This is a genomic window from Streptomyces sp. NBC_00433, assembly GCA_036015235.1.
Lineage (GTDB): Bacteria > Actinomycetota > Actinomycetes > Streptomycetales > Streptomycetaceae > Actinacidiphila.
In genome coordinates this window covers 3,597,642-3,623,215 of the sequence record CP107926.1, presented here as the reverse complement: position 1 = coordinate 3,623,215, position 25,574 = coordinate 3,597,642, and the positions used below count along the sequence as shown (strand labels likewise).

Genomic DNA, 25,574 nt, shown 5'->3' with positions numbered 1-25,574 from the left:
CCCCGTGGGCCCGTTTTCAGCCGTCCGTCTTCGCCGCCCGCCCCAGCAGCAGTGCCCGCTCGGCCCCGTTGCGGGTCAGCCCGGCCGCCCGGACGAATTCCTCCCGCGCCTCCGCCGTACGCCCCAGCCGGGCCAGCAGGTCGCCGCGGACGCTCGGCAGCAGGTGGTAGCCCTCCAGGGCGCCGCCCGCCGCCAGCGCGTCGACCAGGGCGAGACCCGCCGCGGGACCCTCCGCCATCCCGACCGCGACCGCCCGGTTCAGCTCCACCACGGGCGAGGGCGCGGTCGCGGCCAGCGCCCGGTAGAGCCCGGCGATCCGCGCCCAGTCGGTGTCCTCGGCCCGTACCGCCTGCGCGTGGCAGGCCGCGATCGCGGCCTGCAAGGCATAAGGCCCCGGCGCCGCCCCGCGCGCCCTGGCCGCCGCGTCCGCGCGGGCCAGCGCCGCGAAACCGCGGTGTATCAGCAGCTGGTCCCAGCGCCTGCGGTCCTGGTCCAGCAGCATCACCGGGGCGCCGTCCCTGGTCCGCGCCGCCGACCGCGAGGCCTGCACCTCCAGCAGCGCCGCCAGCCCGTGCACCTCCGGCTCGGCCGGCATCAGCCCCTGGAGCACCCGGGCCAGCCGCACCGCGTCCTCGCACAGCCCCGGCCGCATCCAGTCGTCACCCGCGGTCGCCGAATAGCCCTCGTTGAAGATCAGGTAGACCACTTCGAGGACCGACGCCAGCCGCCCGGCCAGCTCGTCCCCCTGCGGCACCTCGAAGGGCACCTTCTCCTTCGCCAGGGTGCGCTTGGCCCGGACGATCCGCTGCGCGACCGTCGGCTCCGCCACCAGGAAGGCCCGCGCGACCTCCTCCGTCGTCAGCCCGCCGAGCAGCCGCAGCGTCAGCGCGAGGCGGGCCTCCCTGGACAGCACGGGATGGCACGCGACGAAGACCAGCCGCAGCAGGTCGTCCTCGATGCCGTCCCCGACGGCGCCCTCGGGCTCCTCGAAGGGCGCCGCGCCCTGGGCGGTCTCCAGCTCGTGGCCCAGCAGCGCCACTTTCCGGGCGAAGGTCTCGTTGCGCCGGATCAGGTCGATGCCGCGCCGCTTGGCGGTGGTCATCAGCCACGCCCCGGGATTGCGCGGCACCCCGTCCCGCGGCCACTGCTCCAGCGCGGCGACCAGCGCGTCCTGCGCCAGCTCCTCGGCGACGCCTATGTCGAGCACCAGCCGCGTCAGCCCGGCGAGCAGCCGCGGCGACTCGATCCGCCACACGGCCTCCACCGCCCGCCGCGCGCGGTCCTGCTCGGCGCGCGGTCCTGCTCCTGCCCGGTCGGCTGCTGTCACGACCCCCCATCAGAGCAGCCGCGGGGCACCCGCGCAAAGCGGACGCCCCGCACCGGCCCTACCCGTCCTCCTACTCGGGCTCTTCCACCTGCCGGACCTCCGCGGTGATCTCCCACTCGTCCCCGTGGATCGCCAGGAAGCGCGACGCCCACTGCGACGCCTCCTCCACCGACTTCGCCTGGATGATCGCGTACCCCCCGACGACCTCCTTGGCCTCGGTGAACGGCCCGTCCAGCACCGTCTGCTTCCCCCCGGCCTGCCGGATCACGGCCCCCTCGGCCGCCGGCTGCAACCCCCCGGTGTCCAGCAGCACCCCGGCCTTGGTCATGTCCTCAAGGAGCTTCCCCATCTCGGTCATCAACTTCTCGTCGGGCCCGTCCGACGGGGCCTTCGCGGGGTCGAGCCGCAGCAGCATCATGTAGCGCATCGTGAGGTCCTCTTTCCATCCGTGTCGATCTCGTCCGAGGGCTCGTTCACTGTGCCCTCACCGAGGCGTCGATCGGCCTACGCCGGGATCGACACGGCGGTGGGCTTCTTTCTCGCGAGGGTCGCGTGACCGGTCAGACGACGGACGTGAGATCGACGTCCACGGCGAACGGGACGGTCGCCTTGATCACGCCGGTGAAGACGTCGGTGTCGGCATTCCATTCGGCACCACCCGCCGCGTCCAGCGCGTTGGCGAGGATACGGGCCAGCCGGCTGTGCCGGATGGGTGCGCTGGGGCTCACGACGACGATCCCACCGACGACCTCGATGCCGGCGCACTGCTCCTCGGACCAGGCGTCGTACTGCTCGGCGGTGATCTGCTCATGCATCCAGGCAGGTGCGACCGTCTCGGCACTCATCCTGCACCTCCCGGGAATTGCGCCGGTTGTCCGGACGAGTGACGAGCGTACCGGCGGCGCCGTGGCGGGAGCGGTCGCGCCGGGCGTGAGAAGGTGACGGGGTGAACCGACTTGGTGACGCGACCTCGCCTTATCTGCTTCAGCATGCCGACAATCCCGTCGACTGGTGGCCCTGGGGGCGGGACGCGTTCGAGGAGGCGCGCAAGCGCGGGGTGCCGGTGCTGCTCAGCGTCGGGTACAGCGCTTGCCACTGGTGCCACGTCATGGCGGGCGAGTCGTTCGAGGACGAGGAGATCGCGGCGTATCTCAACGAGCACTTCGTCTCCGTCAAGGTCGACCGCGAGGAGCGGCCCGACGTCGACGCCGTCTACATGGAGGCGGTGCAGGCCGCGACCGGGCAGGGGGGTTGGCCCATGACGGTGTTTCTGACGCCCGGCGGCGAGCCGTTCTACTTCGGTACGTACTTCCCGCCGCGGGCGCGGCAGGGGATGCCCGGGTTCATGGACGTGCTGGAAGGGGTCGTCGCCGCGTGGCGGGACCGGCGCGAGGAGGTCGGGGACGTCGCGGGGCGCATCGTGCGCGACCTCGCCGACCGGGCCGGGGCGTACGGTGTCGCCGTCACGCCCGGCGACGCCGAGATGGGCGCCGCGCTGCTCGGGCTCACCCGGGAGTACGACGCGCGGCGCGGCGGCTTCGGGGGCGCGCCGAAATTCCCGCCGTCCATGGCGCTGGAATTCCTGCTGCGCCACCACGCCCGCACCGGCGCCGAGGGCGCCCTCCAGATGGCCCGCGACACCTGCGAGGCGATGGCCCGCGGCGGCATCTACGACCAGCTCGGCGGCGGCTTCGCCCGCTACAGCGTCGACCGCGACTGGTGCGTGCCGCACTTCGAGAAGATGCTGTACGACAACGCGCTGCTCACCCGGGTCTACGCGCACCTGTGGCGGGCCACCGGCTCCGACCTGGCCCGCCGGGTCGCGCTGGAGACCGCCGACTTCATCGTCGGCGAACTCGCCACCGAGGAGGGCGGCTTCGCCTCCGCGCTGGACGCCGACAGCGACGACGGCACCGGCGGGCACGCCGAAGGCGCCTACTACGTCTGGACGCCCGCCCAACTCGCCGCCGAACTGGGCCAGGCCGACGGCGAATTCGCCGCCGACTACTTCGGGGTCACCCAGGAGGGCACCTTCGAGGAGGGCGCCTCGGTGCTGCAACTCCGGCAGGGCGGCGGGGTGGTGGACGCCGAGCGGGTCTCCTCCGTACGGGACCGGCTGCTCGCCGCCCGCGACCGGCGGCCCCGGCCCGGCCGCGACGACAAGGTCGTCGCCGCGTGGAACGGCCTGGCCATCGCCGCACTGGCCGAGACCGGCGCCTACTTCGACCGCACCGACCTGGTGCAGGCCGCGGTCGACGCCGCCGACCTGCTGGTCCGGGTCCACCTCGACGGGCGCGGGCGGCTCACCCGCACCTCGCGCGACGGGGTCGCCGGCGCCAACGACGGTGTCCTGGAGGACTACGCCGATGTGGCCGAGGGCTTCCTCGCGCTCGCCTCGGTCACCGGCGAGGGCGTCTGGCTCGACTTCGCCGGGCTGCTGCTCGACTCGGTCCTGCACCACTTCACCGCCGACGACGGCACGCTCTACGACACCGCGGACGACGCGGAGGTCCTCATCCGGCGGCCGCAGGACCCCACGGACAATGCCACGCCCTCCGGGTGGACGGCCGCCGCCGGGGCGCTGCTGTCCTACGCCGCCCACACCGGCGCCGAGCCGCACCGCACCGCGGCGGAGCGCGCGCTCGGCGTCGTCGGGGCGCTCGCGGGGCGGGCGCCGCGCTTCATCGGGTGGGGCCTCGCCGTCGCCGAGGCCGCCATAGACGGGCCCCGCGAGGTCGCCGTGGTCGGCGGCACGGGGGATCCGCTCACGGCCGAGCTGCACCGCACCGCTCTGCTGGGCGGTGCGCCGGGGGCCGTGGTCGCCGTCGGCGAGGAGGGCTCCACGGAATTCCCGCTTCTCCACCAGCGGCCCACCCGCGGGGGGCGGGCCGCCGCGTACGTCTGCCGCCACTTCGTCTGCGACGCGCCCACGTCGGACCCGCGCGCGCTTCGGAGCCAGCTCCGTACTCCGGGGTGACCCCCGGCCCGCCCCTTTCCCCGGGCTCCGGGACCTTCCCCGAGTGGTGGGTCACGCGCGCGGTTCCCCGCGCCCCTCACCCCCTGCGCCCGGCCACCCACCGGGGGGAAGGCCCCGGGGGAGCCCCCGACCCCCGGGTCAGATGTCCAGGCCGCGGTTGAGGATGCGCAGGGAGCGGTCGATGAGGACCAGGAGGTCCTCGTCGGGGGCCTTCTCGACCCAGAACATCGTGGCCTCGTGGATCACCGAGAAGACCGCCGCGGTGAAGACGCGGACTTCGAGCGCGTCTGCGGTGCGGCCCGTGCGGTCCGCGATGATCCCGCCGAGCAGCCGCCCGGTCAGGGACATGCTCTCGTGCGCGCGGGCCCGGATCGCCGGGACGTCGCGGACGAGCTTCTCCCGCTGGATCATCTCGACCCGCCCCTCGGGGTCGTTCAGGATCGTGCCGAGCGACTCGTGCATGACCATCCGCAGGGAGACCAGCGGCGGCTCGCCCGCCGGTCGCTTCCGCAGCATGTCCGCCATCATGTCGTCGTACTCGTCGGTGAGGACGATCTCCTCCTTGGTGGGGAAGTAGCGGAAGATCGTGCTGGGCGACACGTCAGCCTCCGCCGCGATCCGGTCCACCGGCGTGGCGTCGTATCCGTGCTCGGCGAAGAGCCGGTACGCGGCGGCGCGGATGGCCTGCCGGGTCTGGACCTTCTTGCGTTCCCGCAGGCCCGCCCGTGGGGCGGGGTCGGTGTCGGGGGTTCGAGGGGACATGGCGTCATTGTCGGGCATCCGCCCGCTGCTCGGCCATCGCGTCGGACGAGGGTGCCGCGACAAGGACCGCCGCGCGGTCGGGGCGCGGGTTGGGCAGGAAGGCGGCCAGCAGCAGCGCGGTGACCAGCGAGGCGGCGCCGCACACGACCAGCGTCAGGTTCATGCCGTGCAGGTACGAGGTGTCGGCGGAGGCCGCCAGTGCCTGGTCGCCGAGGCGCGCGGCGACCGCGTGGGCGCCGGCGGCCGACTCGCGGGCGGTGTGCGCGGCGTCCGGTGACAGGCCGCCGGTGTCGAGGCGGTCGGTGTAGCCGGCGGCCAGCACGCTGCCGAGGATGGCGACGCCGATGGCCGCGCCGGTCTGCCTGAGCGTCTGGAGCAGGCCGGAGCCGCTGCCCGCACGCTCCCTGGGCAGGGCGCCGAGCGCGCTGTTCATGGCCGGCACGATGGCGATGCCGAAGCCGACGCCGGCGATCGCCAGCCACAGCGCGGTGCCGCCGTAGCCGTCGCCGCTCGCGGTGGTGGCGCCGAGGAAGGCGCCCGCGGCCAGCACCAGCAGGCCGCCGGTGATCACCGGGCGCGGCCCGCCCCTGGCGACCAGGCTGGGGCTGAGCCGGGCGGCGACCACCAGCCCGCCCATCATGGGCAGCAGCCGCAGCCCGCTGCCGAAGGCGTCGTAGCCCAGCGTCGTCTGGAGATACGACGGCAGGACGAAGATCATGCCGGTGAGGATGAAGCTGACCAGGGTGGCGGCGACGGTGTTCCACAGGAAGCCGCGCTGCCGCAGCAGGCTCATGTCGAGCATGGGCCGCTCGACCGTGCGCTCCCGCAGGACGAGCGTGGCCAGCAGGACCGCGGCGGCGGCGAGCACGGCCACGACGAGCGGGTCGCCCCAGCCGCGGGTGGGCGCCTCGATGATGCCGTAGACGAGGGCGCCCAGGCCGGCGGCGGTGCAGAAGGTGCTGGACGCCCGGACCCGCGGTGCGGCGGGGTCGGTGGTCTCGGGCAGCAGGGCGAAGCAGGCGACGACGGCGAGCGCGATGAGCGGGATGTTGACCAGGAAGACCGAGCCCCACCAGAAGTGCTGGAGGAGGGTGCCGCCGATGATCGGGCCGAGGGGCATGCCGAAGGCCATGGCGGTGCTGGTCAGCGCGACCGCCTTGGGGCGTTCCGCCGGTCCGAACAGCGAGGGGATCACCGACAGGGCGAGCGGCATGACGAAGGCGCCGCCGAGGCCCATGACGGTCCGGGCGGCGATGACCGGCCCGGGGCTGTCGACGAGCGAGCCGAGGACGGAGCCGGCGAGGAAGACCGCGAGCCCGGCGACCAGCATCCGGCGCCGCCCGAAGCGGTCGCCGAGCAGGCCGGCGGGCAGCATCACGGCGGCGAAGACGACGGTGTACGAGTCGATGATCCACTGCATGTCGCCGGTGTCGGCGCCGATCTCGTCGGCCATGGTCGGCAGGGCGACGTTGAGGATCGTGGTGTCGAAGCTGAGGACGAGCATGCTCAGGCACAGCGCGACGAGCGCGAGCCAGCGCCGGGGGTCCGGCTGCGGGGGAGCGGACGAGGGTGCGGACATCGAAGTCTCCTGCGAGAGAGCGTCAATTGATAGTGACTCTCAAAAGAGAGTAGCTCGCGTTCTCGCGCCTGCCAACCATGTCGCCGGCATGGGGAAGGCATGACGAAGGCCCGCACCCCCGAGAGGGTGCGGGCCTTGGTGCCGTCGGAGGAGCCGGGGTCTCACGCGTGCTGGTAGGCCACCAGTGAGATGCCGACGTAGTGGACGATGAAGGCGACCAGCGTGAGCGAGTGGAAGACCTCGTGGAAGCCGAACCAGCGCGGCGACGGGTTGGGGCGCTTGAAGCCGTAGACGGCCGCGCCGGTGCTGTAGAGCAGCCCGCCGACGATCACGCAGACCAGGACGGCGACGCCGCCGGTGCGCAGGAAGTCCGGCAGGAAGAAGACCGCGACCCAGCCCAGCGCGATGTAGCAGGGCGTGTACAGCCACCGGGGTGCGCCGACCCAGAAGACCCGGAAGGCGATACCGGCCAGCGCCCCGGCCCACACCAGCCACAGCAGCATGTGGGACGTACCGCCGGGCAGCAGCAGTATCGCCAGCGGTGTGTAGGTGCCCGCGATGATCAGAAAGATGTTCGCATGGTCAAGCCGGCGCAAAATTCCGGCGCTGCGCGGACCCCAGTCGCCGCGGTGGTAGAGCGCGCTCACGCCGAACAGCGCGCAGGCCGACACCGCGAAGACCGCACACGCGATGCGGCCCCTGGTGCTCTGCGCGAAGGCGGTGAGCGCCACCCCTGAGATGAGGACCGCGGGAAACATGCCCGCGTGCAACCACCCTCTGAGCTTGGGCTTTATCGGTGTGGCCGGGTCGAAACCATCGATGTCGGGGGGCACTTCTGCAGTGTGATCGACGGCGCTCATGGCGTCAATCCTACCTACGCCACCGTAGGTTGCCCGGTCTCAGCTCAGCCGCGCCGCGGTCGAGCCGGTCGTGGCGGGGCTCACTTCCGCTCCCCTGGACAGACTCGCCCGAACGGCCCCACACTCATATGAGTGCGGTCGGCACCGGATGAGCACTCCACGAACGCGTCCGGGCTGCAGCCCCCAAGGGGCCGAACCAACCCTCAACTCTCACGCCGGTCTGTGCGGACCCGGCGGGATGGAGTGATCGTGGCGCTCGGCAAAACGGCTCCCACCGAACACCAGGAACTGATCCGATGGGTCGGCGAGATCGCCGGACTCAGCCAGCCGGACGAGATCGTCTGGTGCGACGGCTCGCAGGCGGAGTACGACCTGCTCGCGGCGGAACTCGTCGCCAAGGGCACCTTCACCAGGCTCGACCCGACCCTGCGGCCGAACTCGTACCATGCGGCCTCCGACCCCTCCGACGTGGCGCGCGTCGAGGACCGTACGTTCATCTGCTCGGCGAACGAGGCCGACGCCGGCCCCACCAACCACTGGAAGGACCCCGCCGAGATGCGCGAGGTCTTCACCGGGGAGGACGGGGGGATCTTCCGCGGCGCGATGCGCGGCCGGACGATGTACGTCGTCCCGTTCTGCATGGGGCCGCTCGGCTCGCCGCTGTCCGCGATGGGCGTGGAGATCACCGACTCCGCCTACGTCGCCGTCTCCATGCGCACGATGACCCGGATGGGCCGCGCCGTCCTGGACGAGCTGGGCACCGACGGCGCCTTCGTCAAGGCCGTCCACTCGGTCGGCGCCCCGCTCGCCGAGGGCCAGGCCGACGTGCCCTGGCCGTGCAGCGACACCAAGTACATCTCGCACTTCCCCGAGGACCGGGAAATCTGGTCCTACGGCTCCGGCTACGGCGGCAACGCCCTGCTCGGCAAGAAGTGCTACGCCCTGCGGATCGCCTCCGTCATGGCCCGCGACGAGGGCTGGCTCGCCGAGCACATGCTGATCCTCAAGCTCACCCCGCCGCAAACCAGGGGTGCGGACCACAGGTCCTCGTTCGAGGGCGGTGGCGGGCGACGGGCGGGCGAGCCCAAATACGTCGCCGCCGCCTTCCCCTCCGCGTGCGGCAAGACCAACCTGGCGATGCTGGAGCCCACCGTCTCCGGCTGGACCGTCGAGACCATCGGCGACGACATCGCCTGGATGCGCTTCGGCGAGGACGGCCGGCTCTACGCCATCAACCCCGAGGCCGGCTTCTTCGGCGTCGCCCCCGGCACCGGCGAGGACACCAACGCCAACGCCATGAAGACGATGTACGCCAACTCCATCTTCACCAACGTCGCCCTCACCGACGAAGGCGACGTGTGGTGGGAGGGCATGACCGAGGAGCCCCCGGCCCACCTCACCGACTGGAAGGGCAACGACTGGACCCCCGCGTCCGGCACCCCCGCCGCCCACCCCAACGCCCGCTTCACCGTCCCGGCCGACCAGTGCCCGATCATCGCCCCCGAATGGGAGGACCCGCGCGGCGTGCCGATCTCCGCGATCCTCTTCGGCGGCCGCCGCGCCTCCGCCGTACCGCTGGTCACCGAGTCCTTCGACTGGCAGCACGGCGTCTTCCTCGGCGCGAACATCGCCAGCGAGAAGACGGCCGCCGCCGAGGGCAAGGTCGGCGAGCTGCGCCACGACCCGTTCGCGATGCTGCCCTTCTGCGGCTACAACATGGGCGACTACTTCGCGCACTGGCTGGAGGTGGGCAAGGCCCACGACCCGGCGAAGCTGCCGAAGATCTACTACGTGAACTGGTTCCGCAAGGACGCGGACGGCCACTTCGTGTGGCCCGGCTTCGGCGAGAACAGCCGCGTCCTGAAGTGGATCGTCGACCGTCTCAACGGCACGGCCGAGGGGGTGGGCACCCCCATCGGTACGCTGCCGGCCCCGGGCGCGCTCGACACGGACGGCCTCGACCTGTCCCCGGCGGCCCTCGACCTGCTCCTGACCGTCGACCCGGCGGCCTGGCGCGAGGAGGCGGCCCTGATCCCTGCCCACCTCGAAACCTTCGGCGAGCACCTGCCGCCGGAGCTGTGGGCCGAGTACGAGTCCCTCGTCGCCCGCCTGGGCCCGGCCCCCGCGTAAGGCGGCGCCTTACAGGGGCGCGGGGCTGCGTCTGATCTGCGGCCGGCGCCGCGTGGGCGCGACCGGCCGTCGACGGGCTGCACGTCGCCACCGGCCGGTGGAGGGCTGAGCGCGCAGTTCCCCGCGCCCCTGAGGCACCGCCCTCCGCAGAGGGCAAACCCGCTACGGCTGGGAGTAGCCGTCCAGGAACCGGCCGATACGGCCGATGGCCTCGGTCAGGTCCTCCGCGCGCGGCAGCGTGACGATGCGGAAGTGGTCGGGCTCGATCCAGTTGAAGCCCGTGCCGTGGACGATCATGATCTTCTCGGCCCTGAGCAGGTCGAGGACCATCTGGCGGTCGTCCTTGATCTTGTAGACCTGCGGGTCGAGCCGCGGGAAGGCGTACAGCGCGCCCTTGGGCTTCACACAGGTCACGCCGGGGATCGAGGTCAGAGCCGCGTATGTGGCGTCCCGCTGGGCGGCGAGGCGGCCACCGGGGAGGACCAGCGAGTTGATCGACTGGTGGCCGCCGAGCGCGGTGGCGATCGCGTGCTGGGCCGGCATGTTGGCGCACAGCCGCATGTTGGCCAGGATCGTCAGGCCCTCGATGTAGCTGGCCGCGTGGGTCTTGGGGCCGCAGACCGCCATCCACCCGCTGCGGTAGCCCGCCACCCGGTAGGCCTTGGACAGGCCGTTGAAGGTGAGGGTGAGCAGGTCGGGCGCGATCGCCGAGGTCGGGGTGTGGGTGGCGTCGTCGTAGAGGATCTTGTCGTAGATCTCGTCGGAGCAGACCACCAGCCGGTGCCGGCGTGCGATGTCGGTGAGCCCGCGCAGCAGCTCGTCGTCGTAGACCGCGCCGGTCGGGTTGTTCGGGTTGATGATGACGATCGCCTTGGTGCGGTCGGTCACCTTGCGCTCTATGTCGGCGAGGTCCGGCATCCAGTCGGCCTGCTCGTCGCAGCGGTAGTGCACCGCCGTGCCGCCGGCCAGCGCGACCGACGCGGTCCACAGCGGATAGTCGGGCGCGGGCACCAGCACCTCGTCGCCGTCGTCGAGCAGCGCCTGCATCGACATCTGGATCAGCTCGGACACGCCGTTGCCGAGGTAGATGTCCTCGACGTCCAGCGGGATGCCCTTGGTCTGGTAGTGCTGCATCACCGCCCGCCGCGCCGACAGCAGACCCTTGGCGTCGCCGTAGCCGTGCGCGTCCTTCAGGGTGCGCAGCATGTCCTCGAGGATCTCGGGCGGGCACTCGAACCCGAACCCGGCGGGATTCCCGGTGTTCAGCTTGAGGATGCGGTGCCCGGCCGCCTCCAGCCGCATCGCCTCCTCAAGAACCGGACCCCGGATCTCGTAACAGACATTTGCGAGCTTCGTGGACTGGATCACCTGCATGCCGGTCACCTTACGGGCACGTTACGTCCGCCGCGCGGTGTTTTTCGCCACCTGGGGGACGGCTGCGGCGGCGCGCTGGAAGACCCGGAGGGTGCTGTCGATGCTTGGCCCGGTCATCCTGGCCGACCCCGGCGCCGCGGAGTGGACGCTCTTCCGGCCGCGCGACCTGTCGCCCGCCGCGTCGGCCTTCGAGGTCACGCCGGACCGCCGCGACCAGGCGCGGGAATTGGGCGCGCCGGGCATGACGGTGTCCTGCGGGGAGATCCTCTCCCACCTCAGTGACGTCATGGCCGCCAAGCGGCGCTCCGTACCGAGCGTCCCGCCAGCACGTCCGTCCGGCGGCCGTCCTCGATGACGAAGCGGCCGTCGATCAGCACGTGCGGGATGCCGGTCGGCAGCCGGCGCGGCCGCTCGTAGGTCGCCCCCGACCCGACCGTCTCCGGGTCGAAGAGGACCAGGTCGGCGCGGTAGCCCTCGCGGATCAGGCCGCGGTCGGGGAGGCGGAGGCGGGCGGCGGGGCGGCCGGTCAGGTGGGCGACGCACTCCTCCAGGGTGAGGACACCCAGCTCGCGCGCGTAGTGGCCCAGGTAGTGCGGGAAGGTGCCGTACGCCCGCGGGTGCGGCTTGGCGCCGTGCAGGATGCCGTCCGAGCCGGCCGTGTGGGTGCGGTGGCGCATCACCGTACGGACGTTCCGCTCGTCGCCGACGTGCTGCAGGATCGTCGTCCCGAGCCGGTCGGCAAGCAGCAGCGCGCGGGCCGCGGGCCAGCCGCCGAGGCGGGTGCCGACGCGGTCGGCCAGCGCCGGGTCCGCGGTTCCCGACACCTCGATCGTGGACCAGTCCATCGGCACCCCGTGGCTGCCGTCGGACCCCTCGACCTCCAGGGCGTGCCTGACGCGTTCCGCCGTGGGCTCGTCGCGCAGCCTGGCCAGCGTCGCCTCGGGGCCGCCGACCGCCGCCCAGCTGGGCAGCAGCGCGGCCAGCGTCGTGCAGCCCGCCGTATAGGGGTAGCTGTCCAGCGTGATGTCGGCGCCGTCCGCCAGCGCCTTGTCCAGCACGCCGAGCAGGTCGGGGGCGCGGCCGGCGTTGACGTCGAAATTCATCGTGGCGTGCGCCAGGTGCAGCGGGCAGCCCGCGGTCCTCGCGACCGCGATCATCTCCTCGTAGGCGCGCAGGGCGCCGGCGCCGTAGGAGCGGTGGTGCGGGCAGTAGTAGCCGCCGAAGCCGGCGACGACCCGGCACAACTCGGTCAGCTCGGCGTCGGGCGCGTACATCCCCGGGGTGTACGTCAGCCCGGACGACATGCCCACCGCGCCCTGCGCCATGCCCTCCGCGACCAGCCGCTTCATCTCCCGCAGCTCGTCCGCCGCGGCAGGCCGGTCCTCCCAGCCCACCGCCATCATCCGGACGGTGCCCTGCGGTACGAGGTAGGCCGCGTTGACGGCGACGCCCGCGTCCAGCCGGTCCAGGTACTCCCCGACGGTGCGCCAGTCGAACGTCACGCCCGAACCGTCGCCGTTCCATCCGGCGATGAGGGTGCGCAGCGTGTCGAGGGTGCGGTCGTCGGCGGGCGCGTAGGACAGGCCGTCCTGGCCGAGGACCTCCAGGGTGACGCCCTGCGCGGCCTTCGCCTCGTGGGCCGGGTCGGTGAGCAGGGCCAGGTCGCTGTGCGCGTGCATGTCGATGAACCCGGGCGCGAGCACCAGGCCGCGCCCGTCGACGACCCTGCCCCCGCGGCTGCCGCTCCCGCGGCCCACCTCGACGATCCGCCCGCCCTCGACGGCGACGTCCCCGGTGAAGCCGGGCGCCCCGCTGCCGTCCACGACGCGGGCGCCCCGCACCACCAGCCCAGAACCCATGCCGCGACCTTACGTGCCCTCTGACCAGCCCTTGGACCAGCCCTCAGAAGAACGTGCGGACGTAGTCGGTGACGGTGCCGTCGGAGGTGGCGACGGGGATGAGGGGCCATTTGTCGAAGGTCGTGCAGGGGTGCGAGAGCCCCAGGCTGACGAGGTCGCCGACCTCCAGCGGGTCGTCCGGGGGGACGGAGAGCCACAGGTGCTGGTCGGAGATGCCGCTGACGCGCAGCTCGGCGGGCGCGGGGCGCAGCCCGCCGGGGGAGCGGACGGCCACGGGCGTGGGGAGCCCGAGGTCGTAGGGCGCGTCGCGCTTGCCCGCGTTGAGGAAGGCCTGCCCCGGCGCGGGCCGGGAGAGGACCTGCGCCCAGAGCCGGAAGGCCGGCTCCAGGTGGCCCGGCACCCGGGTGAAGGGGGTCACCCGGGCGTAGTGCGCGTCGTCGTGGGTGACGTAGGCCCCGGACCGCAGCAGCGGCAGCACGGGCGACGACATCGCGCCGATCTCGCCGAAGACCTCCGCGACCGCGTCGAACCACGCGGAACCCCCCGCGCTGACCACGATCTGCTCCGCGTCCGCGAAGGCCCCGCCCCGGTCCAGCTCCGCGGCGAGCGCGACGAGCCGCCGCAGCCAGGCCTTCACCCGCTCGGGGTCGGCGTCGGGCACCTCGCCCTCGTAGCCGGCCACGCCGACGAGCCGCAGCCGGTCGGCCGCCCCGACCGCGGCGGCGACGGCGGCGCAGTCCGCTTCCGTACGTGCCCCGGTCCGCGCGCCGGGACCGGCGCCGAGTTCGATCACCACGTCGACCCGCCGCCGGGTCCCCGCGGCGCGCAGCGCCTCGTCCATGAGCTGGACGCCGCGCACGGAGTCCACGTAGCAGACGAAGCCGAAGCCCGGGTCGGCGTCCAGCTCCGCGCCGAGCCGGCGCAGCGCCGCCGGGTCGACGAGTTCGTTGGCGAGGAAGACCCGGGGGATGCCGAAGGCGCGGCAGACGCGCAGCTGGTGGGGTACGGCGACGGTGATGCCCCAGGCGCCGCGCTCCAGTTGGCGGGCGAAGAGCTGCGGGGCCATCGACGTCTTGCCGTGCGGGGCGAAGGCGAGGCCGTGCTCGGTGGTCCAGCCCTCCAGGACGGCGAGGTTGTGGTCGAGCGCCTCGGCGGACAGGACGAGCAGCGGGGTGCTGAAGCCGCCGCCGGTGAGGGTGCGCCGCTGGCCGGCCAGCTCGCCGACGGTGAGCCCTTCCGCGTCCGGCGGCAGGCCCTTGAAACGGTGGTCGATCCGTTCCTCGCGCAGCGCGGCGACCCGTTCGGCGACGACGTCCATGCACCCCTCCGTACCCCGCGGCGCGTTGCACTCCATGCAACGGCCATTGCGTATCGTGTTTCGAGCTGTCTAACATCCGGGCCTGTGCCTGGTCAACGGCACGGACCCGTACCGCGGACCGCACACCGCGGACCCGCGCCCAGCCCTACCCCAGCGAGAGCGAGCATGACCGTGACGCCGAGCGTGGACGTCGTATGCCTCGGGGAGTCCATGGTCACCTTCGTGCCGAGCCGGGCCGGGCGGCTGGCGGACGTCCCCGCCTTCCACCGGTCCATCGGCGGCGCCGAGTCGAACGTCGCGTGCACCCTGGCCCGTATCGGGCACAGCGCCCGCTGGGTGAGCCGGGTCGGCGCCGACGGCTTCGGCGACCACCTGGTCGAGGCCGTCGCCGCCGCCGGAGTCGACGTCGGCGCGGTCCGGCGCGACCCGCACCGGCCCACCGGCGTCTACTTCCGTACCGCGGGCGAGCGCGCCACCACGCTGGGCCCGGCCCCGGGACGCGCCGAGGTCGCCTACTACCGCAAGGGCTCCGCCGCCTCCGCGCTGTCGCCCGCGCTGGTGCGGCGCGAGGACGTGTGGGCCGGGCGGGTGCTGCACCTGACCGGGATCACCTGCGCCCTGTCGGCCACCTGCAAGGCCCTGATGCGGCGGCTCACCCACCGCGAGCCGGGCCGCCCCCTGGTGTCCTTCGACGTCAACCACCGGCCCGCGCTGTGGCACGGCGCCGACCCGTGGCTGCTGGCCGAACTCGCCCGCGGCTGCGACCTGGTCTTCGTCGGCGAGGACGAGGCGCGGGCCGCCTGGGGCCTGTCGGACGCCGACGCGATCCGGGCCGCGCTGCCCGAACCGGCCACCGTCGTGGTCAAGCAGGGCGCGGCCGGCGCCACCGTCTTCAGCGGCGCCGAGCGTGTGCACGTGCCGGCGCCCGTGGTCGACGTCGTCGCCCACGTCGGCGCGGGCGACGCCTTCGCCGCCGGCTTCCTGTCCGCGACCCTGCGCGGGCTGCCGCCGCGCGACCGGCTGCGGCACGGCCACCTGCTGGCCGCCGCCGCGCTGACCGTGCCCGGCGACCTCGCCCCGCCGCCCGCCCGCGCGCACGCCGAAGCCCTTGCCGCGCTGGACGACACCGCGTGGGGCAGACTGCGACTCGGCCCCGGCTGGACCGAACAGGACCAGGGCCGGGACGGGGAGGTGGTGGGGCGGTGAGCCAGACGGTCGACCGCGCGCTGAGCATCCTGCCGCTGCTCGCCGAGGGCCCCGCGAGCCTGGAGCAGGTCGCCACCCGGCTGGACGTGCACAAGTCCACCGCGCTGCGGCTGCTGCGCACGCTGCACGAGCACGGCCTGGTCTACCGCCAGCAGGACCAGCGCTACCGGCTCGGCTCCCGGCTGTTCGCGCTGGCCCAACAGGCCGTCGAGGCACTGGACATCCGCGGCATCGCCCACCCGCACCTGGCCGCGCTCAACGAACGCATCGGCCACACCGTGCACTTGGCCGTCTACGAGCAGGGCGAGGTCGTCTACATCGACAAGGTGGAGAGCCGCTACCCGGTCCGCATGTACTCCCGGATCGGCCGCCCGGTCGCCATCACGGTGGCCGCCGTCGCCAAACTGCTGCTCGCCGACCTGCCGGAGCCGGAGCGCCGGGCCGTCGCGGAAGGCCTCGACTACCCGCGCTACACCCCGCGTTCGACCCCGGACGCCGCCGCCTTCCTCGCCGAGCTGGCCCGGGTGGGGGAGCAGGGCTGGGCCTGCGACCTGGGCGGCCACGAGGAGTCCATCAACTGCGTCGGCGCCCCGCTGCACGGCCCCGACGGGCGGGTCTGCGCGGCCATGTCGGTCTCGGCGCCCAACGTGGTGGTCACCGCCGAGGAGCTGTTGCGGCTGCGGCCGCTGATCCTGCGGACCGCCGAGGCGATCGGGGCCGAGCTGTCCGGCGTCGCCGGCCCTTCTCCCCGTGCCGCCGCTCCCCCTCCCACGACGAAAGGCGCGACCCGATGACCAGCCCCAAGACGGCGATCACCCCGCCGACCCACACCACGCCCCCGGCGAAGTTCTCGCACGGCGTGCGCAAGGGCAACATCCTCCAGGTGGCGGGCCAGGTCGGCTTCCTGCCTGCCACCGAGGGCCGGCCCCCGACCCCGGCGGGCCCCACCCTGCGCGCCCAGGTCCTCCAGACCCTCGCCAACGTCCGGTCCGTCCTGGAGGCCGGGGGCGCGTCCTGGGAGGACGCGGTCATGGTCCGCGTGTACCTGACCGACACGGAGCACTTCGCGGAGTTCAACGAGCTGTACGACGGGTATTTCGCCGGCCTCACGCAGCCGCCGGCCGCCCGCACGACCGTCTACGTCGGCCTCCCGGCCGGCCTCCTGGTCGAGATCGACGCGATGGCCGTTCTGGCCTGAACACCGCCTGCGGCGGCACGCTGTTCGTACGGCGGGACGTGCCCCGTTGGGGCGCGGGGAACTGCGCGCTCAGCCGACCACCGGCCGGTGGTCCGGATCGGACCGAACAGCCCCTTCGGGCCGGTGGCGACCCGCGCCCCGGTGGGGGCTGGTCGCGCAGTTCCCCGCGCCCCTCAAGACTCGCTCGCCCGGCAGGGCATGGGCGCACTCCCGGGCGAACCGCCCGTCAGGGCATGGCGTGGACGTGCGGGCCGACGCCGTTGGACCAGGTGTTGCCGGCGGATGCGTCCCAGTTCGTCGACCAGGTCATCGCGCCGCCGATGCCGGGCCAGGTGGTGGACGGGTGGAAACTGCCGCAGCCCGTGCCCTTGGCGAGGCAGTCGAGCGCGTTGTCGACGACGGTCGGGCTGACGTAGCCGGAGCCGGCCGCGCTGGTGGAGGCGGGGGTGCCGATGCCGACCTGGGAGGGTGACAGGCCGGCCTGGATCGCGGTGCAGGCCAGCGTGGTGATGAAGTCCACCGAGCCCTGGCTGTAGACGCCGCCGTTGCAGCCGTTCATCGAACCGCTGTTGTAATACTGCGTGTTGACGATGGTCAGGATGTCCTTGACCTTGAGCGCGGTGGCCAGGTAGTCACTGCCCGCCGACAGCATGTCGATCGTCTGCGGCGCCATCGTGATGATCAGGCCCGAGCCCGCCTTGGAGCTGAGCGACCGCAGCGCCTGCGGCATGTACGTCGAGTCGATGCCGTTCTCCAGGTCGATGTCGACGCCGTTGAAGCCGTAGGTCTGCATCAGCGAGTAGACGCTGTTGGCGAAGTTGGTGGCCGACGCCGAGTCGCGTATCGAGATCGTGCCGTTCTGGCCGCCGACCGAGATGATCACCTTCTTGCCCGCGGCCTGCTTGGCCGCGATGTCGGCCTTGAACTGCGCGACGCCGTAGCCGAGCGACGGGTCGAGGGTGAAGGACACCGCGCCGGGCGTGGTCGTCGCGTCCGCGAAGGCCACCGCGATGATGTCGTACTGGCTCTGCACCTGCGCGATGGTCTGCACGGTGGCGCCGTTGTTGAAGTTCTGCCAGTAGCCGGTGACCTTGTGCTTGGGCAGGCCGCCCGAGGGCGGGCTGGTCGGCGGTGTCGTGGTCGGGCTGGTCGGGGGTGTGGTCGGCGGCTTGGTCGTGGGACTGGTGGGCGGTGTGGTCGGCGGGGTGGTGGAGGAGCCGCCGGGGCCCGACAGGGTGATGTCGTCGGCGAAGTACGCGGGCTGCGCGTACCAGCCGTGCGTGTAGACGGTCACCGAGTGGGTGGAGGCGCCGGTGGTGAAGTTGACGCTGAGCTGCTGGTAGGAGGACGCGCTCGGCGTCCAGGTCGACGGGTCGGTGCCGCCGGTGCCGGTGGCGCCGATGTAGACGTAGGAGCCCTGGACCCACGCGCTCAGCGTGTACTGGGAGTTGGGCTGCACGCTGACGGTCTGCGAGCACTGGCCGGTGTCGCTGTTCGACGGGGTGGCCTTGAGCGCGCCGGACCCGGCGTGCACCGGGCTGGAGACGGCGGCGCCGCTGCCCGCGGTGCAGGTCCAGTTCGAAAGCCCGCTCTCGAAGCCGGGGTTGGCGACGAGGTTGGTGGTCGCGGCACTCGCGCTGCCGACGGTGACGACGGCCACGCCCGCGCCGATCACCGCCGCCGCGCTCAGTGCGGCGACCGTACGCTGCCTGACGGTCGCTCTGCGGTGCGTTTGGCTGGCTCGATTCGCGTGCGTTGCACGTTCCACGACTGCCTCCTGGGGGCAAGGAGTTGGGGGGTGGTGGGTGTGCGGGTGACCGGGAAGTCCGGGCAGGCCGTTGGGACTACCGGGAAGGCCCGGTAAGGGAGAAAGTTGGTCCAGACCAATTGGGTTGTCAAGACCTCCAGTGGACAGCCGCCGCCGCCCGCCGCCGATCCGCAACTTTGCGCACCCAATCCGCTACACATCGATAAGCTGACGAGCGAAAATCGCCAGGCCGCAGGGGCCGAAAAGGCGGAAAGGAGGAGGTTCCGGATGCTGAGCGTCATCACGGTCACGTCGGACGACCTCGCACTTCCGCTGGAGGAGCACGTGACGCGGGTCGCGACCGCGCTGGAAGCGCACGGCCATGTCGTCGCGCTCGCCCCCGCCGAGCCCGACGACCCGGTCCGCCGCCGCCTGCACACCGTCCGATCCGCCCTGGAAGCCGACAGGTTGGCGATCGTCCCGCTGAGCCTGCCGCCGCTGGCCAGGGCGCTGCTCGGCGAGCAGCTGCGGCAGCTGGCCGGCACCGACCTCGGACCCGGAGTGCTCGCCGGCGCCGCCCGCCTGCTGTCGTACTACCTGCACTCCGGTGCGCTGCTCGGCTCGGTCGCCAAGCTCGACCGGGTGCCGGTCGGCGTCGGCTCCCATGTCAAGTCCCTCGTCCCCGGGCGGCACTTCGCGGTCCTCGCGCACCCCGAGCCCTACCTCGGCGAGGCCGAGCCCACCGCGATCCCGCCGGGCCCCGGCTACCAGACGCAGCTCGCCGTCGCGGGCAAGGGCGTCGACCCCGGCTGGATCACCGGCCCGCTGGCCGATGCCTGGCATTCCCAGCACCTGCGCGAGGTGCCGCTGCCACCGGACTCGGCCCGCTGGTGGGGCACCGCCAAACTGGTCGAATTCACCGCCTACATCGCCGACGTCGGCATGCTCTACCAGCTCGTCACCTCCGTGCGGCGCGACACCTGCACCTGGTGCGGGCTCGAAGTCATCGGCGACCAGTGCCTGTTCTGCGCCACCCGGCTCGCGGAGCGGCAGACACCGGCCAAGCACGCCGCCGACCACCGCGGCCGCTCCGTGGAGACCCCGCGCCGCCCCCAACTCGAACCCCACAAGCGATAGGTCCGCCCGCACATGAACTCACGTCAGCGCCGTGGTGTCGTCCTTCTGGTGGTCTCCGCCGTGTGCGCGATCGCCGCCTTCGCCGGGGTGCTCGCCGTCGTCAACGACGCACGGTCGCAGGTCGGGGAGAAGGTCACGGCGTACGAACTGTCCTCCGACATAGCCGCGTACCAGCAGCTCAGCAGCGCCAACGTGCGGCGGATACGGGTCCCGTCGCGCTGGCTGCCGGACACCGCCGTCCGCGACCTCGGGCAGGTGCAGGGCAAGATCGCCGCGGTGGCGCTCAAGAAGGGCTCGCTGCTGCAGACCGACATGGTGGCCGCGCGGCCCGAACTGCACCCGGGCCAGATGGAGATCGCCATCATGATCGACGCGGAGACCGGCGTCGCCGGCAAGATCACCCCCGGCGCCCGGGTCAACATCTTCGCCACCTTCGCCGGCCACAAGTCCACCGACGCCGACCTCTCCCGCATCATCGTCGCCGGCGCCCAGGTCATCGACGTCGGCGAGATCAAGGCCTTCGACAAGAGCGCCGACGCCCAGCGGCTGTCCACCGAGGGCGTGCCCATCACCTTCGCGCTCGACGCCGAGGACGCCCAACGCGTCGCCTATGCCGAGTCGTTCGCCGAACACGTACGCCTCGCCCTGGTCGCCCCCGGCGACACCACCGCCCCGCCGGACACCAGCCGCAACTACACCCTGTCCGGGGACACCGCCACCGGCGGAGGTGCCCGCCCGTGACCGTACGCATCGTCGCCGCCACCTCCGACGCCGACGCCGCCCGCGCCCTCATGGGCCTGCTCGGGCAACTCCCCGGCGCGGAGCCGGCACCCGCGCTGCACGACTCCACCGGGCTGCTCGAACTGCTCACCCGCGCCGCCGAGTCGGGCGTCGAGGAACTGCCCGAAGTCGTCATCGTCCACGAGACGATCGGCCCGATGCCCGCGCTCGACCTGGTCCGCGACATCGCGCTGCGCTTCCCCGCGGTCGGCGTCGTCCTGCTCACCCCCGACCCCGGCCCCGCCATCCTCGCCGCCGCGATGAACTCCGGCGCCCGCGGAGTCGTCGGACTCCCGCTGTCCTACGACGACCTGGGCGCCCGCGTCGACGCCGCCGCCACCTGGGCCGTCGGCGTCCGCCGCCACCTCGGCCCGCAGCGCGCCGCCCTGCCCGCCGTCGTCGGCGGCACCCTGGTCGCGGTCGCCGGAGCCAAGGGCGGCGTCGGCACCACCGTCACCGCCATCCACCTCGCCCTGGCCGCCCACGCGTCGGGCCGCTCCACCGCCCTGGTCGACCTCGACCTCCAGGGCGGCGACATCGCCTCCTACCTCGACGTGCAGTTCCGCCGCTCGGTCGCCGACCTCGCCGACATCGCCGACGTCTCCTCCCGCGTCCTCCAGGACGCCATGTACGTCCACGAGTCGGGCCCCGCCCTGCTGCTCGCCCCCGCCGACGGCGAGCGCGGCGAGGACGTCACCGACCGCGCCGCCCGCCTCGTCCTGACCGCCCTGCGGCAGCGCTACGAAGTCGTCGTCGTCGACTGCGGCACCCAGATGACCAGCGCCAACGCGGCCGCCGTCGAGGTCGCCGACACCGCGGTCCTGGTCACCACGCCCGACGTGGTGGCCGTCCGCGCCGCCAAGCGCATGGTCCGCATGTGGGACCGCCTCCAGATACGCAAACCCCAGGACACGACGACGGTCGTGAACCGCCACACCCGCTCCACGGAGATCCAGCCGACCCTCGTCGGCCGCATCACCGGCACGCGCATCGCGGCCTCCGTCATCCCCGCCGCCTTCCGCGAACTCCAGCCCGTCATCGACGCGGGACGCCTCCACGACCTCGACACCCGCTCCACCGTCAAGGCCGGCATATGGTCCCTGGCGGGCGAGCTGGGCCTGGTCACCGGGGCGACCCTGCCCGTGGCCCGCACCAGGAAGTCCCGCCGCGGCGGCGACCGCGGCCAGGTCACCCTGGAGACCCTGGGGATGACCCCGATCATCCTGGTCACCCTGATCCTGGTCTGGCAGGCCGTGCTCGCCGGCTACACCTTCACCCTGGCGGGCGACGCGGCCGACGCGGCGGCGAGGGCCGCGGCCGTCTCCGACTCCCCGCAGGCCGCGGGCGACGCGGCCGCCCGCGACGACCTGCCCGGCGCGTGGACGGACGGCGCGGAGGTCGACGCCCACAGCAACGACGACGGCACCGTCGAGGCCACCGTGACCCTCCACGTCCCGGTCCTCTTCCCGGGCGCCATCGACTTCTGGCTCCCGGTCCACGGCCACGCCAAAACCGTCGACGAACGGCCCGCCCGATGAACATCGCCTCCCGCGGGGTCACCCGACCCCCCCGGCCGCCGTGGTTCGGCCTTCCCTCCGCGTCGGTGGGTGCCTTTCCCCGCCCGCGGGGGTTCGGCGTTCCCTCCGCGTCGGTGGGTGCCCTTCCCCGGGCGCGGGGGTTCGGCGTTCCCTCCGCGTCGGTGGGTGCCGCCCAGGGGCGCGGGGCTGTGTCTGATCTGCGGCTGGCGCCGCGTGGGCGCGACAAGCCCACCACCGGCCGGTGGTCCGGATCGAAACGAACTGCCCCTTTGGGTCGGTGGCGACGTGCAGCTAGTCCACGGCTGGTCGCGCCGTTCCCCGCGCCCCTAAAAAACCCGCTCGCCCGGGGGTTCGGCGTTCCCTCCGCGTCGGTGGGTGCCGCCCAGGGGCGCGGGGCTGTGTCTGATCTGCGGCTGGCGCCGCGTGGGCGCGACAAGCCCACCACCGGCCGGTGGTCCGGATCGAAACGAACTGCCCCTTTGGGTCGGTGGCGACGTGCAGCTAGTCCACGGCTGGTCGCGCCGTTCCCCGCGCCCCTAAAAAACCCGCTCGCCCGGGGGCGTCGCGGTCCCGCAGCGTCGGTGGGTGCCGCCCAGGGGCGCGGGGCTGTGTCTGATCTGCGGCTGGCGCCGCGTGGGCGCGACAAGCCCACCACCGGCCGGTGGTCCGGATCGAAACGAACTGCCCCTTTGGGTCGGTGGCGACGTGCAGCTAGTCCACGGCTGGTCGCGCCGTTCCCCGCGCCCCTGAAAAACCCGCTCGCCCGGGGGCGTCGCGGTCCCGCAGCGTCGGTGGGTGCCCACCAGGGGCGCGGGGAACGGCGCGCGCAACCCACCACCGGCCGGTGGTCCGGATCGAAACGAACTGCCCCTTTGGGTCGGTGGCGACGTGCAGCTTGTCGAGGGCTGGTCGCGCCGTTCCCCGCGCCCCTGAAAGACCGCCTCGCCCGGGGGCGCAAGGGACCCGGCCTGAAAGACCGGCTCGCCCGGGGGCGGAGGGGGCCCGGGGGTGTGGCCCGGGGGGACCGGGGCGCCCGGGGGCGGAGGGGCGCCGCGCTACGGGGTGACCGTGGCGTGGCCTCGCTCGAGTATCTCGGGATGTTGCCGTTCCTGCTGCTCATCGCGTTGGCCGGGATCCAACTCGGCCTCGTGGCGTATTGCACCGAGCAAGCCGGCACGGCATCCCGTACCGCCGCGCGGACCGCGGCGCTGCCCCCGCCGAGGGGGGGCACGCAGGCCGGCCAGGCGGCCGGTGCGGACGCCGTCAGCGGCTGGCTGAACGCCGAGATCACCTGGACGAGGGCCGACGAGGACGCCTACACCGCCGAGGCGACGGTGGACGTGCCCTCCGTCCTCCCGGGAATCCATCTCTTCGGCCCGGTGTCGCGGAGCGCGACGATGCCGAGGGAGGACACCCCGTGAGCCTGCGCGCACGAGTCGCCGCCGACGAGGCGACCCCGCAGACCCAGGAGAGCCACCTGGTCGCCGTCTACCGGGCCAAGCTGCTCCAGGAGATCGACCTCGCCGAGATGTCGGCGCTGGCCGCCGCCGAGCGCAGATCGCGGCTGGAGCGGGTGCTGGGGCACATCATCAGCCGTGAGGGCCCGGTGCTGTCCACCGCGGAGCGCTCCGCGCTGATCCGCCGGGTGGTGGACGAGGCGTTGGGCCTCGGCATCCTGGAGCCGCTGCTCGAAGACCCCACCGTGACCGAGATCATGGTCAACGGCCCCGACCGCATCTACGTCGAACGCGGCGGCCGGGTCGAGCAGGTCGCCGCCCGCTTCTCCTCGGCCGAGCAGTTGCTGCAGACCATCGAGCGCATCGTGTCGACCGTCAACCGCCGGGTGGACGAGTCGAATCCGATGGTCGACGCCCGCCTGCCCTCAGGGGAGCGCGTCAACGTCGTGATCCCGCCGCTGTCCCTGACCGGTCCCACCCTCACGATCCGCCGCTTCCCGCGGGCGTACACGCTGAAGGAGCTCATCGGCCTGGGCACCCTGGACGAGCACATGCTGCTGCTGCTGTCCTCGTTCGTGCGCGCGAAGTGCAACATCATCGTCAGCGGCGGCACCGGGTCCGGCAAGACGACGCTGCTGAACGCCCTTTCGGGCCTGATCCCCGACGGCGAGCGCATCATCACCGTCGAGGACGCCGCCGAACTCCAGCTCCAGCAGGAGCATGTGATCCGGCTGGAGTCCCGCCCGCCGAACGTCGAGGGCGAGGGCCGGATCACCATCCGCGACCTGGTGCGCAACTCGCTGCGGATGCGCCCCGACCGCATCATCGTCGGCGAGGTGCGCGGCGGCGAGACGCTGGACATGCTCCAGGCGATGTCCACCGGCCACGACGGCTCGCTGGCCACCGTGCACGCCAACTCCGCGGAGGACGCGGTGCTGCGGCTCCAGACGCTGGCGTCGATGAGCGAGGTGAAGATCCCCTTCGAGGCGCTGCGCGACCAGATCAACAGCGCCGTCGACGTCCTCGTCCAGCTGCACCGGCACATCGACGGCACCCGCCGTATCGCCGAGATCGCGGTGCTGTCCTCCCGCGGCCGCGACTCCTTCCGGCTCACCTCGGCCACCCGCTTCCGCGCCGAGCCCCTCGGCGTCGACCGCATCGTCCGCGGCTGGTACGAACACCGGCCGGTGCCACGGGAGATCGGCGAGCGCCTCTACCTCGCCGGCGAACACGTCCCGGCCGCCTTCGGCGTCGGCGCGTCCGAACTCGAACTCGACAGCCGGGAGGCGAAATGACGCCGCCGCCCCACACCGCCGTCCACGAAGCCGCCGTCCGCGGCGGAACTGTCCGCGAAGTCGCCGCCGCCGGGCGGAATTTCGCCACCGGCCCGTATCCGCTGCTGGTGCTCGGCGCCACCCTGCTCGCCCTCGTCCTGGCCGTGTGGGGCCTGCACGCCTGGCGCGGCGGCCGCGCCGACCGGATGGCGCTGGTCGAGCGGCTCGCCATCGAGGCGGGCGGCTCGGCGGCCACCCCGGTCGCCTTCGCCGCGCTCGACCGGCGGGTGCGCCGCTACGCGTGGGGCCGCCGGCTGGCCGGCCGGCTCGCCGCCACCGGCACCGACCTCACCCCCGGGCAGTTCACCGCCTCCGTGATCGGCCTGGTGATCGGGTCGTGGGTGGTGGCCGCCGTGCTGCTCGCACCCTTCTTCGGCCCGATCGCCGCGCTGATCGCCGGCTGGGCCGCGTATTCGTTCCTGGAGTGGCGCCGCCGCATCCGCACCGAGCGCTTCATCGCCCAGCTCCCCGATCTGGCGCGGGTGCTGGCCAATGCCACGCACGCGGGACTCGCCCTGCGCACCGCGGTGTCGATGGCCGCGGAGGAGCTGGACGCGCCCGCGGGCGAGGAGTTGAAGAAGGTCGCCGACGCCATGGCGCTGGGGCGCTCCATCGAGGACGCCCTGGGCGAGCTGCAGGAGCGGCTGCCCAGCCGGGAGTTGATCGTCCTGGTGTCGACCCTGGTGCTGTCCAGCCGGGCGGGCGGCTCGGTCGTGGAGTCGCTGCGCAATCTCACGGTCACCCTGGAGGAGCGCAAGGAGACCCGCCGCGAGATCCGTACCCAGATGTCCCAGGTCACCGTGACCGCCTACGCGGTCCCCGTCATCGGCCTGGGCTCGCTCTTCCTGCTCGACCGCATCATGCCGGGCTCGCTCAGCGCGATGACCGGCTCCACGATCGGCCGGATCTGCGTGCTGGTCTCGCTCGGGCTGTACGCGCTCGGCTTCGTACTGATCCGCCGCATGTCGAGGATCGACGTATGAGGCGCACC

General features: G+C 72.9%; 21 protein-coding genes and 1 pseudogene. 12 read left to right on the top strand and 10 right to left on the bottom strand.

The window, feature by feature from the left end; translation table 11 throughout:
- Nucleotides 1-16: 16 nt before the first annotated feature.
- The 3 genes and pseudogenes from OG900_14960 to OG900_14950 all read right to left on the bottom strand — a co-directional run bounded on the left by OG900_14960 (nucleotide 17) and on the right by OG900_14950 (nucleotide 2,172).
- On the bottom strand, nucleotides 17-1,264 hold the full coding sequence (locus OG900_14960) for an RNA polymerase sigma factor (GenBank protein ID WUH95765.1): 1,248 nt from the start codon (nucleotides 1,262-1,264) through the stop codon (nucleotides 17-19).
- Between the two features lie 133 nt (nucleotides 1,265-1,397).
- Nucleotides 1,398-1,754 carry a YciI family protein gene (locus OG900_14955; GenBank protein WUH91275.1) on the bottom strand — a complete coding sequence of 119 codons (357 nt, stop codon included), beginning with the start codon at nucleotides 1,752-1,754 and terminating at the stop codon, nucleotides 1,398-1,400.
- Between the two features lie 202 nt (nucleotides 1,755-1,956).
- Nucleotides 1,957-2,172: pseudogene (locus tag OG900_14950) on the bottom strand (Uma2 family endonuclease).
- Between the two features lie 101 nt (nucleotides 2,173-2,273).
- Between OG900_14950 and OG900_14945 the strand changes: the two are divergent.
- On the top strand, nucleotides 2,274-4,304 hold the full coding sequence (locus OG900_14945; protein WUH91274.1) for a thioredoxin domain-containing protein: 2,031 nt from the start codon (nucleotides 2,274-2,276) through the stop codon (nucleotides 4,302-4,304).
- A 138-nt stretch (nucleotides 4,305-4,442) separates the two neighbouring features.
- Here OG900_14945 and OG900_14940 read toward each other — a convergent pair whose 3' ends face one another.
- The 3 genes from OG900_14940 to OG900_14930 form a co-directional block, all read right to left on the bottom strand.
- Nucleotides 4,443-5,066, bottom strand: coding sequence for a TetR/AcrR family transcriptional regulator (locus tag OG900_14940; GenBank protein WUH91273.1), 624 nt, complete (start codon nucleotides 5,064-5,066; stop codon nucleotides 4,443-4,445).
- 4 nt (nucleotides 5,067-5,070) lie between these two features.
- Nucleotides 5,071-6,645 carry an MFS transporter gene (locus OG900_14935; protein WUH91272.1) on the bottom strand — a complete coding sequence of 525 codons (1,575 nt, stop codon included), beginning with the start codon at nucleotides 6,643-6,645 and terminating at the stop codon, nucleotides 5,071-5,073.
- A gap of 161 nt (nucleotides 6,646-6,806) precedes the next feature.
- Nucleotides 6,807-7,505: a hemolysin III family protein gene (locus OG900_14930; protein WUH91271.1), complete on the bottom strand. Its 699-nt coding sequence runs from the start codon at nucleotides 7,503-7,505 to the stop codon at nucleotides 6,807-6,809.
- A gap of 249 nt (nucleotides 7,506-7,754) precedes the next feature.
- Between OG900_14930 and OG900_14925 the strand changes: the two genes are divergently transcribed.
- Nucleotides 7,755-9,635 (top strand): phosphoenolpyruvate carboxykinase (GTP), encoded by a 1,881-nt coding sequence (locus OG900_14925; protein WUH91270.1) that lies wholly within the window; start codon nucleotides 7,755-7,757, stop codon nucleotides 9,633-9,635.
- A 162-nt stretch (nucleotides 9,636-9,797) separates the two neighbouring features.
- On the opposite strand, the gene OG900_14920 is transcribed toward OG900_14925, so the two are convergent.
- On the bottom strand, nucleotides 9,798-11,009 hold the full coding sequence (locus tag OG900_14920) for a pyridoxal phosphate-dependent aminotransferase (GenBank protein WUH91269.1): 1,212 nt from the start codon (nucleotides 11,007-11,009) through the stop codon (nucleotides 9,798-9,800).
- Here OG900_14920 and OG900_14915 point away from each other — a divergent pair.
- Complete coding sequence (locus tag OG900_14915; protein WUH91268.1) at nucleotides 10,990-11,364, top strand: hypothetical protein; 375 nt, start codon at nucleotides 10,990-10,992, stop codon at nucleotides 11,362-11,364. The two genes, OG900_14920 and OG900_14915, sit on opposite strands and share 20 nt — an antisense overlap.
- Here OG900_14915 and OG900_14910 read toward each other — a convergent pair.
- Nucleotides 11,294-12,868: a D-aminoacylase gene (locus tag OG900_14910; protein WUH91267.1), complete on the bottom strand. Its 1,575-nt coding sequence runs from the start codon at nucleotides 12,866-12,868 to the stop codon at nucleotides 11,294-11,296. The genes OG900_14915 and OG900_14910 overlap by 71 nt on opposite strands.
- 43 nt (nucleotides 12,869-12,911) lie before the next feature.
- Entirely contained in the window at nucleotides 12,912-14,186 is a 1,275-nt protein-coding gene (locus tag OG900_14905; GenBank protein ID WUH91266.1) for an amino acid deaminase, read from the bottom strand.
- 165 nt (nucleotides 14,187-14,351) lie between these two features.
- On the opposite strand from OG900_14905, the gene OG900_14900 reads away from it, so the two are divergent.
- Genes OG900_14900 through OG900_14890 form a run of 3 tightly spaced genes read left to right on the top strand, consistent with a single transcriptional unit; the run spans nucleotide 14,352 to nucleotide 16,590 of the window.
- The gene (locus OG900_14900) at nucleotides 14,352-15,392 is read left to right on the top strand and encodes a sugar kinase (GenBank protein ID WUH91265.1); all 1,041 of its coding nucleotides are present in this window, start codon (nucleotides 14,352-14,354) and stop codon (nucleotides 15,390-15,392) included.
- On the top strand, nucleotides 15,389-16,186 hold the full coding sequence (locus OG900_14895; GenBank protein WUH91264.1) for an IclR family transcriptional regulator: 798 nt from the start codon (nucleotides 15,389-15,391) through the stop codon (nucleotides 16,184-16,186). The genes OG900_14900 and OG900_14895 overlap by 4 nt, the downstream gene beginning before the upstream one ends.
- Nucleotides 16,183-16,590, top strand: a complete 408-nt coding sequence (locus tag OG900_14890) for a RidA family protein (GenBank protein WUH91263.1) — start codon at nucleotides 16,183-16,185, stop codon at nucleotides 16,588-16,590. Before OG900_14895 ends, OG900_14890 begins: the two co-directional genes overlap by 4 nt.
- A gap of 226 nt (nucleotides 16,591-16,816) precedes the next feature.
- Here the strand turns inward: OG900_14890 and OG900_14885 are convergent, their stop codons facing one another.
- Nucleotides 16,817-18,265 (bottom strand): glycosyl hydrolase family 18 protein, encoded by a 1,449-nt coding sequence (locus tag OG900_14885; protein WUH95764.1) that lies wholly within the window; start codon nucleotides 18,263-18,265, stop codon nucleotides 16,817-16,819.
- Between the two features lie 360 nt (nucleotides 18,266-18,625).
- Here OG900_14885 and OG900_14880 point away from each other — a divergent pair, with 360 nt between their 5' ends.
- The 6 genes from OG900_14880 to OG900_14855 all read left to right on the top strand — a co-directional run bounded on the left by OG900_14880 (nucleotide 18,626) and on the right by OG900_14855 (nucleotide 25,566).
- Nucleotides 18,626-19,474: a hypothetical protein gene (locus OG900_14880; protein WUH91262.1), complete on the top strand. Its 849-nt coding sequence runs from the start codon at nucleotides 18,626-18,628 to the stop codon at nucleotides 19,472-19,474.
- A gap of 12 nt (nucleotides 19,475-19,486) precedes the next feature.
- Entirely contained in the window at nucleotides 19,487-20,215 is a 729-nt protein-coding gene (gene cpaB, locus OG900_14875; protein ID WUH91261.1) for a Flp pilus assembly protein CpaB, read from the top strand.
- Nucleotides 20,212-21,792 carry an AAA family ATPase gene (locus tag OG900_14870; protein WUH91260.1) on the top strand — a complete coding sequence of 527 codons (1,581 nt, stop codon included), beginning with the start codon at nucleotides 20,212-20,214 and terminating at the stop codon, nucleotides 21,790-21,792. The genes cpaB and OG900_14870 overlap by 4 nt, the downstream gene beginning before the upstream one ends.
- A gap of 1,073 nt (nucleotides 21,793-22,865) precedes the next feature.
- Nucleotides 22,866-23,213 (top strand): pilus assembly protein, encoded by a 348-nt coding sequence (locus tag OG900_14865; protein ID WUH91259.1) that lies wholly within the window; start codon nucleotides 22,866-22,868, stop codon nucleotides 23,211-23,213.
- Nucleotides 23,210-24,544: a CpaF family protein gene (locus tag OG900_14860; protein ID WUH91258.1), complete on the top strand. Its 1,335-nt coding sequence runs from the start codon at nucleotides 23,210-23,212 to the stop codon at nucleotides 24,542-24,544. Before OG900_14865 ends, OG900_14860 begins: the two co-directional genes overlap by 4 nt.
- Nucleotides 24,541-25,566: a type II secretion system F family protein gene (locus tag OG900_14855; GenBank protein WUH91257.1), complete on the top strand. Its 1,026-nt coding sequence runs from the start codon at nucleotides 24,541-24,543 to the stop codon at nucleotides 25,564-25,566. Before OG900_14860 ends, OG900_14855 begins: the two co-directional genes overlap by 4 nt.
- Nucleotides 25,567-25,574 lie beyond the last annotated feature (8 nt).